Annotated in this window: 16 protein-coding genes; 1 reads left to right on the forward strand and 15 read right to left on the reverse strand. The window is 50.0% G+C overall.

What is annotated here, in order from left to right; all coding sequences use genetic code 11:
- Positions 1–5: 5 nt before the first annotated feature.
- From Q3F21_RS10870 to cpaB, 4 genes are read right to left on the reverse strand one after another with little or no spacing between them, the layout of a single operon-like run.
- The gene (locus Q3F21_RS10870) at positions 6–926 is read right to left on the reverse strand and encodes a type II secretion system F family protein (RefSeq protein WP_340252361.1); all 921 of its coding nucleotides are present in this window, start codon (positions 924–926) and stop codon (positions 6–8) included.
- Entirely contained in the window at positions 920–2308 is a 1389-nt protein-coding gene (locus Q3F21_RS10875) for a CpaF family protein (RefSeq protein ID WP_340252363.1), read from the reverse strand. The genes Q3F21_RS10870 and Q3F21_RS10875 overlap by 7 nt, the downstream gene beginning before the upstream one ends.
- The gene (locus Q3F21_RS10880; RefSeq protein WP_340252365.1) at positions 2286–3557 is read right to left on the reverse strand and encodes an AAA family ATPase; all 1272 of its coding nucleotides are present in this window, start codon (positions 3555–3557) and stop codon (positions 2286–2288) included. Before Q3F21_RS10880 ends, Q3F21_RS10875 begins: the two co-directional genes overlap by 23 nt.
- A gap of 25 nt (positions 3558–3582) precedes the next feature.
- On the reverse strand, positions 3583–4308 hold the full coding sequence (gene cpaB / locus Q3F21_RS10885; RefSeq protein ID WP_340252367.1) for a Flp pilus assembly protein CpaB: 726 nt from the start codon (positions 4306–4308) through the stop codon (positions 3583–3585).
- A 208-nt stretch (positions 4309–4516) separates the two neighbouring features.
- Here cpaB and Q3F21_RS10890 point away from each other — a divergent pair, with 208 nt between their 5' ends.
- Positions 4517–4981, forward strand: a complete 465-nt coding sequence (locus Q3F21_RS10890) for a cytochrome P450 (protein ID WP_340252369.1) — start codon at positions 4517–4519, stop codon at positions 4979–4981.
- A gap of 52 nt (positions 4982–5033) precedes the next feature.
- On the opposite strand, the gene Q3F21_RS10895 is transcribed toward Q3F21_RS10890, so the two are convergent.
- The 11 genes from Q3F21_RS10895 to Q3F21_RS10945 all read right to left on the reverse strand — a co-directional run bounded on the left by Q3F21_RS10895 (position 5034) and on the right by Q3F21_RS10945 (position 16211).
- Complete coding sequence (locus Q3F21_RS10895) at positions 5034–5555, reverse strand: DinB family protein (protein ID WP_340252371.1); 522 nt, start codon at positions 5553–5555, stop codon at positions 5034–5036.
- 80 nt (positions 5556–5635) lie between these two features.
- Positions 5636–6598 (reverse strand): helix-turn-helix transcriptional regulator, encoded by a 963-nt coding sequence (locus tag Q3F21_RS10900; protein ID WP_340252373.1) that lies wholly within the window; start codon positions 6596–6598, stop codon positions 5636–5638.
- Between the two features lie 1427 nt (positions 6599–8025).
- The gene (locus tag Q3F21_RS10905; RefSeq protein WP_340252375.1) at positions 8026–8418 is read right to left on the reverse strand and encodes a hypothetical protein; all 393 of its coding nucleotides are present in this window, start codon (positions 8416–8418) and stop codon (positions 8026–8028) included.
- Positions 8419–8533: 115 nt separating this feature from the next.
- Positions 8534–9529, reverse strand: a complete 996-nt coding sequence (locus tag Q3F21_RS10910) for a siderophore ABC transporter substrate-binding protein (protein ID WP_340252377.1) — start codon at positions 9527–9529, stop codon at positions 8534–8536.
- 142 nt (positions 9530–9671) lie between these two features.
- Entirely contained in the window at positions 9672–10430 is a 759-nt protein-coding gene (locus Q3F21_RS10915) for an ABC transporter ATP-binding protein (RefSeq protein ID WP_340252379.1), read from the reverse strand.
- On the reverse strand, positions 10424–11374 hold the full coding sequence (locus Q3F21_RS10920) for an iron chelate uptake ABC transporter family permease subunit (protein WP_340252381.1): 951 nt from the start codon (positions 11372–11374) through the stop codon (positions 10424–10426). Before Q3F21_RS10920 ends, Q3F21_RS10915 begins: the two co-directional genes overlap by 7 nt.
- A complete protein-coding gene (locus tag Q3F21_RS10925) occupies positions 11364–12317 on the reverse strand; it encodes an ABC transporter permease (RefSeq protein ID WP_340252383.1) in 954 nt (317 codons plus the stop codon). The genes Q3F21_RS10920 and Q3F21_RS10925 overlap by 11 nt, the downstream gene beginning before the upstream one ends.
- Positions 12318–12570: 253 nt before the next feature.
- On the reverse strand, positions 12571–13119 hold the full coding sequence (locus Q3F21_RS10930; RefSeq protein WP_340252385.1) for an NADPH-dependent FMN reductase: 549 nt from the start codon (positions 13117–13119) through the stop codon (positions 12571–12573).
- A gap of 51 nt (positions 13120–13170) precedes the next feature.
- Positions 13171–14409 carry an MFS transporter gene (locus Q3F21_RS10935; protein ID WP_340252387.1) on the reverse strand — a complete coding sequence of 413 codons (1239 nt, stop codon included), beginning with the start codon at positions 14407–14409 and terminating at the stop codon, positions 13171–13173.
- A 295-nt stretch (positions 14410–14704) separates the two neighbouring features.
- Complete coding sequence (locus Q3F21_RS10940) at positions 14705–14992, reverse strand: HesB/YadR/YfhF family protein (protein ID WP_340252389.1); 288 nt, start codon at positions 14990–14992, stop codon at positions 14705–14707.
- Between the two features lie 274 nt (positions 14993–15266).
- A complete protein-coding gene (locus tag Q3F21_RS10945) occupies positions 15267–16211 on the reverse strand; it encodes a DMT family transporter (RefSeq protein WP_340252391.1) in 945 nt (314 codons plus the stop codon).
- Positions 16212–16227 lie beyond the last annotated feature (16 nt).

Consider the following 16227-nt stretch of genomic DNA (forward strand, 5'->3'; position numbering starts at 1 on the left):
ACCCACTATATATTGATCTTTGTGATGGCACGGCCGAGAAAATAGTTGGCGATCAGCATCAGAGCTGCGACGAACATCAGTGTCGACCCGACCCAGGAATCGTACATCGGCTTCATGTAGCCCGGGTTGAGCACCATAATCGCCAGCACGATTCCGAGCGGCATGAACGTCAGCATCTTCGCCTCCATCCGCTTTTGGGCAGTCGCCACCATGATCTCCTGCTGGACGGTTATTTTGTCGGAGATCATCATCGTCGTGTTTTGAATCACCTCGGCCAGATTGCCGCCGCGGGATTTCGTGATCAGGGCCGCATTGACAAATTGCGTGACGTCCTCCTGATTGACCGCATCGCGGAATTTTTGCAGCGCTTCCTCCAGCGAGACGCCAAAATGGATGTCCCGATTGAGCTTTTCAAGTTCATCCAGCATGGGCCGATCCTTTTTATAGCCGAGCTGCTTCTCCAAGTCCTGCTGACAGCGCAGGAGCGCCACCTGCAGGGAAGAACCCGCCTTCAGCGAGCTGGCGATCGACAAAATCGCCTCGCGAAACTGCAGAACCATGATTTGTCGCAGCTTTTCCTGCCTTCTTTTCTTCAAGGCGCGAGGAACAAAAAGCCCGAGCAAGCCAAACAAGGCCGCGTAAAACTCGTTTTGGAACAGCAGCATGCCAAAGAAAAACAGGGAAACGACTGATACGGCGATCAACAGGTAGTCCAGCAGCTTCGTCTCCGATGACGAGCCCAGCTGCAGCCACTGGGACAGCCCTGCACGCTTTTTCGTTGTCTCAATATGCCGGAGGCGGTCAAACTGCCGGGTCAGCCACTTCTTTTGCGGAAATTCACCATAGATCAGCACGTACAAAAGCTCGATGAAGGAACGGAGCAATACGTACAATGAGACCATGACCGCTACATATGTCCCTAGCATCTCAGCTCCTCCGCTTCTTGCGCAGCAGCATCAAACATGGATTCCCCGTATCCCCTGGACAGCCATTTTTCCATCTGGATGACCGGCTCTCCGGTCGGGACGAGTGCCCCGCGAAGCCGACCGTCCTCATCCATACCCTCCATCCTCCAGCGAAACAGGTCGACGCATTCGATTTCGCCTTCTACGTAATCACGGATTTCCGAGATTTGCAGCACCTTGCGGGAGCCGTCGCGGAGGCGGCCCAGGTGGACGATAATCTCTACGGCGGAGGCAATTTGCCTGCGGATGGCGGGAAGAGGCAGCTCCAGTCCCGACATCAGTACCATCGTCTCCAGACGGGACAGCATGTCGCGAGCCGAGTTGGCATGGCCCGTCGTCAGCGAGCCGTCGTGGCCCGTATTCATCGCCTGCAGCATGTCGACGGCTTCGCCTCCGCGCACCTCTCCGACCACAATCCGGTCTGGACGCATCCGGAGCGCTGTCCGCACCAGATCGCGAATGGCGATGGCCCCTTTCCCCTCTACGTTGGGGGGCCGCGTCTCCAGACGGACAAGGTTATCAATATGAGTGACCTTCAGCTCAGCCGCATCCTCTACCGTGATCACCCGCTCCGTCTGCGGGATGAACATGCTGAGCGCATTGAGAAACGTGGTCTTCCCCGAGCCTGTTCCCCCGGAAACGACGATGTTGTACCTGGCATGAATCAGCTTCTCCAGCCACTGCGCAATTTGCGGGGAAAGCGCCCCCAGCTCCACCAGCTCCTGCATGGTGTACGGATTTTCTGGAAACTTCCGAATCGTCACGATCGGGCCGGAGAGCGAGATCGGACGGATGACGACGTTTACCCGCGAGCCGTCGGCAAGCCGGGCATCCACGATCGGATCGCTCTCATCCACTTTGCGGTTGATCGGCGCCACGATTTTTTCGATCAGGTGCAGCAGCTCGGACTCGGACTCGAACTGCAGCGGGACGCCTTTTTCCGTCATCGCCCGGCGCATTCTTCCTTTTTCCTCGATAAATATCCGCTCGATGCCGTTGATCATGATTTCTGTGATCTGCTCGTTTTTCACCAGCGGATCAATGATCCCGTAACCGACAAGCTGCTGGACAATTTCCTCGACCATCGTCCGCTTTTCTTCCGGGGTGAGAAGGGCATGGCCGAAGCGAGACTCGCTCTCCTCCTCCAGCACCTTCCAGATCACCTGGCGAAGCAGCTCCGGCTGGCTCAGCAGCTGCTGGTCCTTTTTGTTCTGCTCGATGATTCGCTCGCGGACCGCCTGCTTCAGCTCGGGGAGCTGGACGGCTTCCTGAACGCGCCCTTCCGCCGCGCCTTCTCCCGCCGCGCCCGCCTTCTTTTGCCTAATGGCCTCTTCTACCCGCACGTGTAAACACCCCCCGCAAGCTGAAGCCCTTGCCTAGCTCCTTTTTTGTGAAAACCGGACAGATGAAGTGCGCAATACGCCGGTAGTACCTGTTGATCTTGAGATGGGGTTTCTCGACGAGGGAAATCCCCCGGTTGGTAAAGCCTTGTATTTGCTGGTACATATCCGGAATGGTTTCCGCGATCGGCATGGAAAGAATCTCCTCCAGCTCCGAGGTCGGGAACCCGATCGACGAATGGTACCGATTCAGCACCAGATACCGGGATTGCAGCGGCCGGTTCAGCTTTTCGACAATATCGAAGGTAGACAAGAGCGACCAGTTGGCGACCACGTCTGTCGTCGTCACGTAGAACAGATCGGTCGCCGCGCTCAGCAGGGCGATATTTTTCGGGGAGAGGTCCGTCGACGTATCCATGACGATCACCTCGTAGTCCAGGGCTTCCAGCGCCTCCAAAATCTTATCCGTCATGTCCAGCGTCATGTTGCTCATCTTGAAATGGGTAGCGGCGCTCAAGACATGCAGCTTTTTCCCCTCTACCTCGATCTGGTGAACCGACTCCTTGAGAGTGGCCACGAGGTCGTCCTTTTGTCCGATACCCTGCTCGATGATCCTGATCGCATCCGTCAGTCCCCGGGTCCGGGGCAGATACAGATAAGCGGATATTTGTCCGAACGTCGCGAAGTCGACCAACAGCACTTTTTTCTCTTTCAGCGCCAGCTGGCAGGCCGTGTTGATCGCCAGCGTCGTCTTCCCGACTCCTCCCTTCGGAGAAAAGAACAGGACTTTTCGCGCTTCCTGATTGCCCAGAAACTCGTTCACCGCCGCCTTGCTTTGGACCGGCTGCGTATGTCCCGGCGTAAACGAATAGATCCGGGGGGCCAGCAAGTCGTGCGGGATGTATTTGTACACAAACTCCACGGTTCCGTTGTGGAGGTCCACCTGGAGCTTCCGCAGCTTCTCCATCTGGTCCGTCAAAATCATGATCTTGGCTACCCGGCGATTTCGGATCTGCACGATCTCTTCTTGGGGGTTTGGCATCAGGTCCAGGCTAATCAACACCACATCAACATCGTGGGCGCCGCAGTAGGCATACAGCTCTGCCAGGGAACGGACTTGGGCAGCCACGCGAATGGACGGGTGATTTTGTTCAAAATAGTCCTGAATGTCTTGTGTATACGCATGATCCGTATCTGCTACAGCGACTCGGATAAACGAAGTCGCGCTTGCAGTCGTGTTGTCGTACTCCATCTCTTTTCACCTTCTTTTGCGAACCTTATTTCAGCAGCAGCGAATCTGTTACCGGAGCGACTCTCGCCCGCTCTCCGTTCCAAGGGTTCAGGATCAGATCGATATCGCCCTTGTGCTTGGCGAGGGAGAGCTTGACGGCTTCCTGCGGAGAGACGAGCAGCGTTACGTGCTGCATGACGTTTTCCTTTCCTTCGCCTTTCACGTTCACGCGCTCGATGTCAAACACCTCGACCTGCTGCAAAATCATGTGGGAAACGGATTCTCCCACCGCTTTTGCGTCTGCTTTGGAGGTGTAGATGACATCGACCCAATCCCCTTTGTTCAAGCTGTTGTCAACCACGGAAGCCGGTGGCAGCGCAACGGATATCAAGCGCTTTTCTTTGGGAATGAAGTAGGTGATATCCACGCTTCCGTCCTTTCGCAAATACATGTGGCGCTGTTCGGGAAAAATCAGCACCTTGGGGTCCAGTTCCATCGGTTTGCCCGCTTCGATTTTTTGCAGGGTAATTCCGCCTACCACATCTTCTTTCACCGTCGTTGGCTTGGCGATCAGCAATCGCGCCGATTCGGCCGCCACCTCGACGGGCTTTACCATGTCTTCGGTAATTAACGTGTGTGCCGGAATCTCCTTGGCCGCCACGATGACCACCGTCGTCTGGCGCAAGGAGTCCAAATATTCGTACACGGAATAAGCGATCGCTCCTGCACTCAGTAAAATAAAGAAAATACGCCAGCCCACTTTCGCAAACATATGGGTTCCTCCTGCTATGACATTGCCATCGTTTCAATACATTTCCTCTATAGACCGAAAAACCCAAAGATTGGTTGCAAAAACTAAGAAAAAAACACCATTTTTTGTGAAAAAAATGGGTGTTTTTTCAAAAGTCCTCCGCATATCTTATTGGATTGATCTGGAATTCCTATGTAAAAGTGTAAAAATGGCGCCTGAAACGAGACCAATGAGAATTCGGTATGTCGGTTCCGCCAACCGGGATGAGCGGATGTCTGTTGACGAAAACAACTTGTTAGTCAAAAGGGAGAAGTTTTTTGTTTGTGTACAAATAATGGCGATGAATCGCTACACGACAAAGGATGTGGAAGTCGGCGGGAAACAGGTGAAGAAAGGCGATCTGGTCGTGACCTGGATCGGTTCAGCCAACCGGGATGAGGAAAAATTCCCGGACGCCGACCGTTTTATCGTCGACCGGACGCCCAATGCCCATCTTGCTTTCGGACAGGGCATCCACTTTTGTCTGGGCACCCCGCTGGCCAGACTGGAGGCGTCGATCGCCCTGCCGCTCATCCTCGCTCATTTCCACGACATGAGATTGCCTGAGGGGGGTCGGCTGGAGGCAATCCCCAGCACCTCTGTCTACGGCGTAAAGGAGCTGCCTGTCCGGTTTACTTCTGCCGCCTATCATTAAGAGAACTTTTTGGATCAAAAAAACGGACTTGGGCAAAGTCCGTTTTTCTTGTTTACGCTTGTTGTGGCCGGGAAAGCTCATATAAATAAAAGACGTAGTCCGTGGGTGCGCCTGGATACCCCTGCTGTCTGAGCATCGCCGCAATATTCCCGCGATGGTACGTGCCGTGGTTGACGACGTGCTGCAGGATGTCGGAATGCCGAGCCTCCAGCGTCCCGTATTGGGGGTGGCGGTATGCATTCACTGCGTTCAGATCCGGCAAGCTGTCGAGAAACTGTCTGTACTTGTCGGAGACAGCGCGGAACAGCTGCTCAAGCTCCTCTACGCTCTTGCCCTCCGTCTCCTCTGGTATGCGCCCGACAGCCTCCCGTATTTTCTCAAAGCTTTCGCTAGCCATGGCGTACAGCCAAACATGATCGACCGTGTAGATGTGGACGAGCGCACTGAAGACAGAAGGAAAAACACTTTGAATCTCTTGCCGGTACGCCTCCTGGGGCAATTCCTTCAAGTGCTGAAAAATCCTCTCGTTTGCCCATACATGGTATTCGTACAATTGTGCGGCGGGATGTTTCATGATCGATACGCCTCCATTCGCCAAACCTATTCATATCCACAGCATAACCGAGATTCACTGACAGGTACGGTCAGCAAAGATTATTCTGTTTCATAATGCGCAAGCAGCGCCTTCGCGACACCCACCATTCTGTCCCGCAAAAGCTTCGGCTCCAGCACCTGAATCGCTCTTCCGTACGGAAGCAAAAAGTACGGGACGTAGCCCCAGAGCGATTGTTCATCCAATTGAAAGCGGGCTTCGCCCTCGGAGCGCTCCACTAGCGTATATCCGAACAGCCAATGCTCGCACAGATCGCGAATCGCATGGGGATTGCCCTCGATCCGTACGGAAACGAGCTTTTTCTTCTCCGCGTCGGGGAGCAGATTTTGCATGAAAAACTGTCGTGCGGAAAACTCTTCGGGTGGTTGAAACGAAGCATCGGTTCGGGATACGTGCTGGATTCTGTCTACGCGAAAACTGCGAATCTCGCATCGCAGATGGCAATAGCCGACGACGTACCACTTGTTCTTCCAGTAAACCAGCCCGTAGGGATCGACGTCGCGAACTTGCGGGGACGGATCGCGGCCCTTCTGATAGGCCATCGATAGCGTATTCCCGTCGGCCACAGAGCGCTGCAGCTCTTGAAGAATCGACTCCAGCGCCGGGTTCGGGGGCGGATGAATCACATCAAAGCCGCGTTCATTCCGCTGAATATGATGCAGCTGCTCCTGATTGGTGTACAGCTTCAGCTTGGAGACGGCACTGTCTAACGCTTCGCCAAAGGGATATCCGGCCTCTTTGGCAAAAATGGCGGCGTGAATCAGCGCCTTTTGTTCATCCAGATCGAAAAACAGGGGAGCCTCGATGAAATGATCGGGGAGGGTATATCCGCCGTTGTGTCCGGAGTCGGCAATGATCGGCACGCCGCTCGCGCACAAGGCATCGATGTAACGGTAGACGGTCCGAACATGAATCTCCAGCGTGTCTGCCAGCTGTTTGGCCGTCATCCGCCTTCCGGTTTTCAACAGCCACAAGATGGAAAGCATGTTGTCGGCTTTGGACATGTTCAGAAGTGCTCCTTTCCTGTTGGCGGGGTATCGTTTTTCGTTTCCGGCATCCAATCCGATTGTTGTTACCTTGTGGAATTGTTATACAATTATCCATGCAGGCATGATAAACCTGCTTGCTTTTTCCTTGTTCCACGCAAACAAGCATCGTTCCCGTGGGATGTTTGGGAAAGATGCTTGTTGTCAGTGTACGCTTTTCAGCTCAGTGGCCAATTGCACAGCCTATCAGGAAAAGATTCAGGAGGACTCTTTGGTCCCCTGTTTCGCTTTATAATATGCAAAAAATCTGTTCGCAACAACACCTAGAATTAATAGATCTACAGCTTTAGCAAATAGCATATGAATAATCTGCGTGATCATTAGTATTGTACTATTATTGATTAACTCTTGAAACTTCACGAAGATCGAATCTCCGGAAAATGGAACGGCATAATGGATTGAAAATGTGAAATAAAACAGATTAAAAAAGGCTGAGATTGATTCTGAATTGAATGCTTCCTTTATGGAATGAAAATGAGGCTGGTAAGTAAGGTAACCAAATAAATCACCTAATAATAGGACAAATGAATAAATGATACTAAAAATAAAATCAGTTAAAAATACGACAAATATAATTCCTATAATTGTAAGCGTAAAGTTTTTCTTTAAGTCTCTCGGTTTTATTTCGTGAAAACCATTAATAATAATTAGCATAGATTCTATTAAATTTTTTAACGCAAAGTGAAAAGGGGGCAGTAAACTTATAATAAGAAACAATATCTTAATGACATATTTGTCCCTCCAAATTAACTCGTTAAAAAGAAAAAATATGAATAAAAGAGTAGTCCAATAAGAAGCTAACAATACTAATTGGCAAGATATCCTATAAGGATAAAATATTTCCGATGATGTTCCACACCTAAATAACACGATAGTTAAAAGAATGAGTACGTAAATAATTAAAAACACAACTACTAAGGACGAAGTTATTAGCGGTAAAAGTAAATAAAGAATGAATAATAAAGCAACATTAATTTTGCTAAAGATAAGCCTCTTACTCTCTCGGCTCAAAACTTATGAATAATATTTTTACTTCTTCCATCATTTTCAATCCAATTCATTTCGTTATTTTTATTCCGATGAAGCATTCATTATTACTTTAGAAGGAACCAACTCAGTCAACATACTGACAGGAATATTATAGAGTTCAGTGTTTAACCTACCTACAAATAAATTGTCAACTCTATCCCATAGAGCTCGGCAGTTACCGTAATTGTCACCCGTTAACCAAACATGCTCCAATCTCCAACATCTAAAGCTGATGCAATAGATAAGCACCTACCGATTCTCTATTTACGCCGATAAACGAATACTTAATCGACAGCCACTTGCCTGCAGTAAGGCATGCACTCTATTGCCTCGATAGACAAAAAAAGAAGAACACGTCAGTTCGGGTCCTTCGCATGCTTTCCGATCATATCCAACTCCACGTCTGCCACTCTTCGATTTACAAACCTTACTTTTTCTTTTATGTCGCGAATCTCGGACAGTACCAAATTATCGCTATTAATATTCGCTATGTGCTGAGAGTGAAGCGCGACTTTTATTTCGTCTACCTTTGTCTCCAGTTGGTCAAAACGTTCCTCTTGTCGATCTACCTTTGCCTCCAGCCGGTCAAAACGTTCGTCTTGTCGATCTACCTTTGCCTCCAGCCGGTCAAAACGTTCGTCTTGTCGATCTACCTTTGCCTCCAGCCGGTCAAAACGTTCGTCCATCTGATCGAACCGTTCCCCCATCCGCTTCATGCCTTCCGCGATTTCCAATAGGAGCTTTTCCATTCCGCTTTCCCCTCCTTATAGGCATTATACAGGATTTCTGTCTGCTTGTAACTCACTGCAAAAGGGCCTTCATTAAGAAGGCCCCAGCTGTTTTCAATCAGTTTATTTAGCCGCTTTATTTCAAACCGTTGTCTATTTCTTTCACCATTTCACTGACGGAGATGAGTCCGCCGCCGGACAGATACCAGAAATCCGGCTTGAGGTAAGCGACGTGCCCTTCCTTGAAGGCTTTCGTCTTCTTCACCAACTCGTTCTCCACCACATTCTTCGCAGAGGATTGTCCGCCGACGACAGCGCCGCGGTCTACGACGAACAGGTAGTCCGGGTTTTTCTCCACGATGTATTCAAACGAGATGCTTTGGCCGTGAGTGGATGCTTCAATGTTCTTGTCAACCGGTGCAACGCCAAACACGTCGTGGATGATTCCGAAGCGGGAGCCTGCTCCATACGCGCTTACTTTGCCGTCGTTGGCCAGGATGATCAGCGCGTTTTTGCCGCTGGCTGTCGCTTTTTCATTCAGCTTCTTGATCGATTCGTTGATTTTCGCCAGCTCTTCCTCGACAGCGGATTCCTTGCCGAAGATTTGGCCGATCGTCTTGGCGTTCTCGGTAAAGGATTCCATATAGCGGGACGTGTCTACGCCCATGTAGATTGTCGGCGCAATTGCCTTGAACTCTTCATACATGTTTTGTTGGCGACCGGAGATGATGATCAGGTCAGGCTTTACTTCATTGATTTTCTCAAAATCAGGCTCTTTCAGGCCTCCTGCATTTGCATACTTGTCGTCCTTGTATTTTTCAAGGTAAGCAGGAATGCTGGCTTTTGGCAACCCGGCCACTTCGATGCCCAGCTTATCCAGCGTGTCCAGAGTACCGAAGTCAAAAACAACGACTTTTTTCGGGTTTTTCTTCACTTTGGTTTCGCCCAGCTGGTGTTTGATCGTCAATTCTTCGCTTTGCGCTTCCGTTGCCGGGGTTCCTTGCCCTTCTTGCGCCTTCGGCTGCTCGGCTCCGCCATTTGCGCTGCCCGTCGTGCTGGCGCCTCCTGAACCGCATGCTACCGCAAAGACTGCCAGTACGGCAATCATGAGATATAACGCTACCTTCTTCATGTCGTCACCTCTAAAAGATATTTTTTATATTGCATCGATGATTGTCTAGAAAAGAGCCTTGATTGCAGCCATCCTATTAGTGCATGGCCCTATCTCTATTTCAGAGACCATCGAAATGATGCCAAAAACAAATTGTCCTTCATCAGGAGAAGTAAATGCAGATTTTGTTATCGTCGATGTGCTGGATCGGAATGTCCATGTCATAAACCTCTTTCAGCACGGGAGACGAGATGATCTCCTCGATCGTTCCTTCCCGGACGATTTTTCCATCCTTGAGGGCGACGATGTAATCGGAGTAACAGGAGGCAAAATTGATGTCATGGATGACGATCACCACCGTTTTCCCCAGCTCATTCACCAGTCTCCGGATAATTTTCATGATCTGGACGGAATGCTTCATGTCGAGATTGTTGAGCGGTTCGTCCAGCAGGATGTATTCGGTGTCCTGGGCGATGACCATCGCGATGTAGGCCCGCTGCTTCTGCCCGCCGCTGAGCTGGTCCAGGTATTTTTCCTGCATGTCGTCCAGTTCCATATAGCGGATCGCTTCGTCGACATGCTTCCAATCCTCTTCCGTCAGCCGTCCCTGCGAATAAGGAAAGCGTCCGAAGGAGACCAACTCGCGGACCGTTAAGCGCAGATTGATGTGATTGGACTGCTTCAGAATGGAAATCTTTTTGGCCAGATCGTTGCTTTTGCACTTGTCGACTTCTTGACCGTCAATGTAGATATCCCCTTCGTCCCTGGCAATCAAGCGGCTGATCATGGACAGCAATGTGCTTTTTCCGGCTCCGTTTGGACCGATAAAGGAGGTGATTTTTCCTTTGGGGATGTTCACGGAGACATTTTCCACTACTTTTTTCTGTCCGTATGTTTTGGACACGCTTCTTACCTCTACCATGACTTATTCTCCTTCAATAGTAGATAGATAAAGTACACGCCGCCGACAAAGTTGATGATCACGCTAAGGGTTGTCGAGAAGGTAAACACTCGCTCCACGATGAGCTGCCCTCCGACGAGTGCGATCACGCTGATGAAACTGGAGCCCAGAATCAAATATTTGTGGTCGTAGGTCTTCATGAATTCATAAGCGACGTTGACAACTAGCAGTCCCAGGAAGGTAATCGGCCCGACCAGAGCAGTCGAGATGGAGATCAGGATCGCCACGGCGACCAGCAGCCTTTTGACCACATAGTCGTAATCGACCCCCAGATTTATCGCTTGATCCCTCCCCAACGCGAGAACATTGAGGTACTTGTTGAACCGCCAGAAATAAGCGATCACGAGAACCATCAGAACCCCGGCGATGCCGAGCAGCTTGTTGTTGATGTTGTTGAAGCTGGCGAAACTCTTGTCTTGGATGACCTGAAACTCGTTCGGATCGATCAGCACCTGCATGAACGTCGCCATGCTCTGGAACAATGTCCCGAAGATGATGCCGATCAGCAGGAGATAGTAAATATTCTGCTGATCCCGCTTAAACAGGATCTTGTACAAAACAGCCGAGAACAGTACCATCAGACCCACGCACAGCAGGAAGTTCAAATTGTTGTCTACCATCGTGAGCGACTTGGAGCCGAATACGTAAATGACGAAAGTTTGGATCAGCATATAAAGCGAATCCAGGCCCATGATGCTCGGCGTCAGGATTCGGTTGTTCGTAATCGTCTGAAACACCAGGGTCGAGTAGGCGATGGCCGTTCCCGTCAGAATGATTGCCAGTACCTTGATGCTCCTCCTTCGAAGGATGTAGTCCCAGTTGCCCCCTGATTTGATTGTCATAAAGATGGCGATTAAAACGAGAGCCGCTACTGCCAACCAGACAATTTTCTTTTTATATGCCATATGCCTTTCTCCTCATCAGTAAATAAGCAAAGATACCACTTCCGAGCACCCCGACGGTCAGGCTGATGGAGATTTCGTATGGATAGATGATGACCCGGCCAAGGATGTCGCAGAAGAGTACGAATACCGCTCCCAATAATGCGGTATGAGAAAGGCTGTTTTTCAGGTTGTCGCCACGATAAATCGAAACGATGTTCGGAATGATCAGGCCCAGAAACGGAATCATCCCCACAGTCAACACGACGGAAGCAGTGACCAGGGCGACAATGACCAATCCGATGTTGACCACCCGCCTGTAATTCAGGCCCAAGTTTTTGGAAAAGTCCTCGCCCATCCCGGCTATGGTGAATTTGTTTGCGTACAGGTAGGCGATGAAGAGCAGCGGAATGCTGATGTACATCAGCTCGTAGCGCCCTTTCATGATCATCGAAAAATCGCCCTGCAGCCATGCCGACATGTTCTGGATCAGATCGTACTTATACGCGATAAAGGTGGCGAAGGAACTGATGATGTTCCCGAACATCAACCCGACGAGCGGAATGAAGATCGTATCCTTGTACTTGATCTTCTCCAGTATTTTCATGAACACAAAAGTGCCCAGCAAGGCAAAGACAAAAGAAATCAGCATCTTGACCAAGGGACTTGCCGTGGTAAACAGCATCAGCGATACGAGAATCCCCAGTCTGGCGGAATCGAGCGTCCCCGCCGTCGTGGGGGAAACGAATTTATTGCGACTCAGCTGCTGCATGATCAGGCCGCAAATGCTCATGCTCACGCCTGCAATAATAATGCTGACCAGACGGGGAAGCCTGCTCACGAGCAGTATTTCCATCTGGTCGTCTGTCAGATGGAGTATATCCAGCGGGGAAATGTCCTTTACACCGATAAAGACAGACCCGAATGAGAACAGAAGCAGCGCGAGTAACAAATATCCGATTTTCATTGGCTCTTTCCTTTGTGTTGAGGTAAAATTCGCTGTCAAAGCGCTTATGAAGCACAGGAATATGTACTTCAAACACTCAATAATGATATTCATTATCATCTGTTTACATTGAGTATTATACCCATTCATTTACATAGCGTCAATGAGAATGATTAGAATTCTCATTGACGAATGTGCTGCTGCGGATGCATCCGAATGAAAAAACCCGGAGCTGCGCCCCGGGCTTCATCCTGCGAAATCTTCCTTGCTTTCTCTATTTCAGCTTTTCGGTATACGTAATCAACTGGGCAGTAAAAGCGTCCAGTCTTTGCTTCAAATCTTCGGCTGTAACGATGTAGCGCCCACTCTCAAGCATAAAATCACTTTTGCAAGAAGCCACCTGCATGGGAATCGCCACGCCCAACAGCCCCCTTACGACAATACGCAGATGATCAATCGGCTGCGTACTGCGAATACCGCCGCCGTTGCCGACGAGTCCTACAGGTTTGTCCCGGAACATATCCATATTCAGAATATCCAATGCATTTTTCAGGACACCTGAATAGGAATTGTGGTAATTCGGCGACCCGAGTACAAACGCGTCCGCTTGGCTAGCCAGTCGGATCAGCTCGCGTGCGGTTTCATCGATGTGCTTTTCCGGTTCATAGTGATATTTCGGGTCGGCGATAGGCAAGGGACGCACCCGCAAATCCCAAACATCCGCTTCACATCCTTTTTCCCGCAGCCGAGCGGCGATCTCCTCGATCAAAGCCGTTGTATGCGCAGGCTCTGCTACGCTTCCCGATATGAGTAAAATACGCATCAGACGATTCTCCCCTCTTATGATTTTGTATCCCGAAAGACAGCTCCTGTCTTACATTCCAACAGATTGTCCCGGTGTCTCCATTCGCGCTTGCTGCCTTGCCTGTCGCAGCCACAATCCGTAAAAGATCGCTGTTGTTCCAAACACATACACGGTCACGGCCACAAAAGCGAGCGGCAGTGAGAATGCGGACAGAAGACCGCCTATCAACAGGTAGGCAAAGGCATCAGCCACATTGCCGACGCTGGAGCGAAGCGCCATCACTTTTCCCAACATCTCGTTGGGGGTCCGCAGCTGTAAGACAGTCGTCAACGTCGTTCCGGATATCGTGTTTCCAAAGCCTTGGATCAACGCCGAAAGAACGATGCCGAGCATACTCCCGGGGAACCCAAGCAGAAAAAAGGAAACGCCCCGTAATGCATAGCCTGCAAAGATCCATTTGGCTGGCTGCAGCACCTTTCTTTTGGATAACCAGAAGGAGGAAAGCATCGAGGAAAGTGAGACGATAGATATGACAAAGCCATATGATTTTTGGCCGCCCAGGTCAGCCGCCTCCAGCACCTTGGGGATACCCAACTGGACTACACCAGCCCCGATCAGCAACTGGGCCGCAAATGAGGCAATCATGATGGCAATCTCCTTGTTCCCCACGCTGATAAAAGCGATCCCTCTCCACGCATCCTGTAAAATCGTCGGCTTCTTCCCGCTTCCCGTTTGCTTTTCCGGTTTGGGAATGCGAATGAATGAGATCAGGAGTGCCGAGATAAAGTAGGAAACGCTATCGATATAAAGCAGCTCTGCTACGTCCAGATCGAACTGCAGGAGTATGCCGCCAAGCGAAGGGCCGAGCATCAAGCCTAGGTTTTGCGTGGAACCGAAATAGGCGTTTACCTTGTTCAAATCCTTTTTGTCATCGACCAAAAGCGGGATGCTCGCTTGAATGGACGGAAAGAAAAAGGCCCGCAGGCAGGTCATGACAAAGCTGACGGTCACGATGTGCCCCAACGTCAACGCATCGGCAGCATGAGCGATGGGAATGGACAAAGTAAGCAATCCCCGTGTCCAACCACAAAACAGCATGATCGCTTTGCGGTCTACGCGATCAACGATGACGCCGCCTATGATTCCGAGAAAAAAGTAAGGAATCACAGAGACAAACAGCACAGCCCCCGCTCCCAGTGCACTGTCGCTGTATTGCAGAGACAGCAGTGTCAATGCAAGCGTATAGACGGATGTGCCGAAAATAGACGAGGCATCTGTGAACCAAAGCAGTTTAAGATTGCGGTTCACGGTTCATCCCTACTTTTACTTATGTAGTAACTCCTTTACTACCACTAGATTACTCCTGGTGTCTCCTCTAGCTGAGCTGCCTTTTGAAGATTCTGATACCTTTTCTTCGTATCCGCCGCACGAAAACCCTGACATTTCTAACAATTATAACCTTGCTGCTTTTCAAATGGAATGCGCTTTTGTGCGCCTTCACTAAACTAACCCTGTCAAATCCCGTCAAATCTTCTGACGTATCCAATCATTGACGGAACAAAATATCCAATCTGCACGACTCAATGGAAAACGCCTTTGCGAATCAAGCGTACAAATAGACAATCTCATCCCGATCCTTCCGGTAATCCACCAGCATGTCTTTGCCGTCCAGATACCAGATTTCATCCTCCACGATGTAAAAGGTAATCCCGTTCGCTACCGTGGAGAGCCCAATATTGTCCGGCTCTTCTTTCGTGAATCCCATAGAGAACGAATCCTGAATCGTGCTGCTTCCGCCATAGCGGGCAAAAAAGCGAACATAATCCCCGGATTGAAAGCCGCACTCTTCTTCGAACCAGGCAAGAGCCGATTGTGTAACTGTTATTTTCACTCGCTAGCGCCCCTTTCGGCAATTGTAGCTGCCGATGGAATGTGTGATGCAGGAAAAGAAGACGGCTGTTTTCCCTGTAAAAGGCCCTTCTGGGAGACAAGTGGACGTACCAGAGAGGAATGCGCCTTCTATCAAACAGAAAACAGCCTGGATCAAACTTTGCTTTACATACAGTATAGGGAGCTTAGTAAACTATTTCAATCATTTAGTTTAAAAATACACAAAAAAATAATAAGCACTTTCGTCAGCGTCAGGTGGTAAAGCAGCCAGGCTTTCACTGATCCATTGTATGCTCCCTCGCAATCGAACTCTTTCTTTTTGACGCATAAACATTCGTCCCGACAACCCCGATGAGGATCAAAACGCCGCCAACGACATGGAATATCTCCACTTTCTCGTTCAACCAGATCACTCCCGCAATAATGGTCACCAGCGTCGATATTTGATTGCAAACACTCATCTTGGATGCTTCTATATGCGACAAGGCATAATTGGACAAAAAGGAGGTAACGAGCGACGACAGCACGCCCAGGTACAAGACGCTGATAAAAAAAGACGGATTCGCCAAAGGCTGAAAGAAATCGCTGAGCGTCCCCGCTGGAATGTGGCGGACAACCGACATGCCATTGAAAAACAGGAAGCCAAACACTGTCATGACATATGTAACATCCATGTAGTGGTGTTTTGTCACAACCTTTCGGGCCATTACATTATAGGCGGCCAGCGAGAGAGCGGACAAAAACACCAAAATGGTTCCCGTCAGGCTGGCCTCTTTCAGGTCGATCCCTTTCGAAGCGAAAAGATAGACCACCCCTGCGACAGACAACAGGGTGAACACTTTTTGCAGCCCATTCGTAAACTCCTTTAAAAAATACGCGGCGAGAATCATGGTGAAGATCGGTACGGTAGCCTGGATAATCCCTGCCTCCGATGACGACGTATAGACCAAGCCAAACGCCTGCAGGGCAAAGAAAAAGACGGGATACAACAGCGCTACCGGCAAAAATGAAACGACGTCCCGCAGTGTGGTCCGAAGCTTGATCCAGCCGAACAGGACGGGTATCGAAGCAGCCAGAAACGACATCGTAAATCGGTGTGCCAACGTGTCCAGCGGATCGCTTATCGTCAATGCCACCTTTACGAACAGAAAGGACAGCCCTACGATAAGGGCGCTTAACACGGCGGCCAGATACGCTTTTCGAATCGATTTTTGTGCCATCTAAAAGCCTCCTCAA

The sequence above is a fragment of the Brevibacillus borstelensis genome (assembly GCF_037834415.1).
GTDB classification, from domain to species: domain Bacteria; phylum Bacillota; class Bacilli; order Brevibacillales; family Brevibacillaceae; genus Brevibacillus; species Brevibacillus borstelensis_A.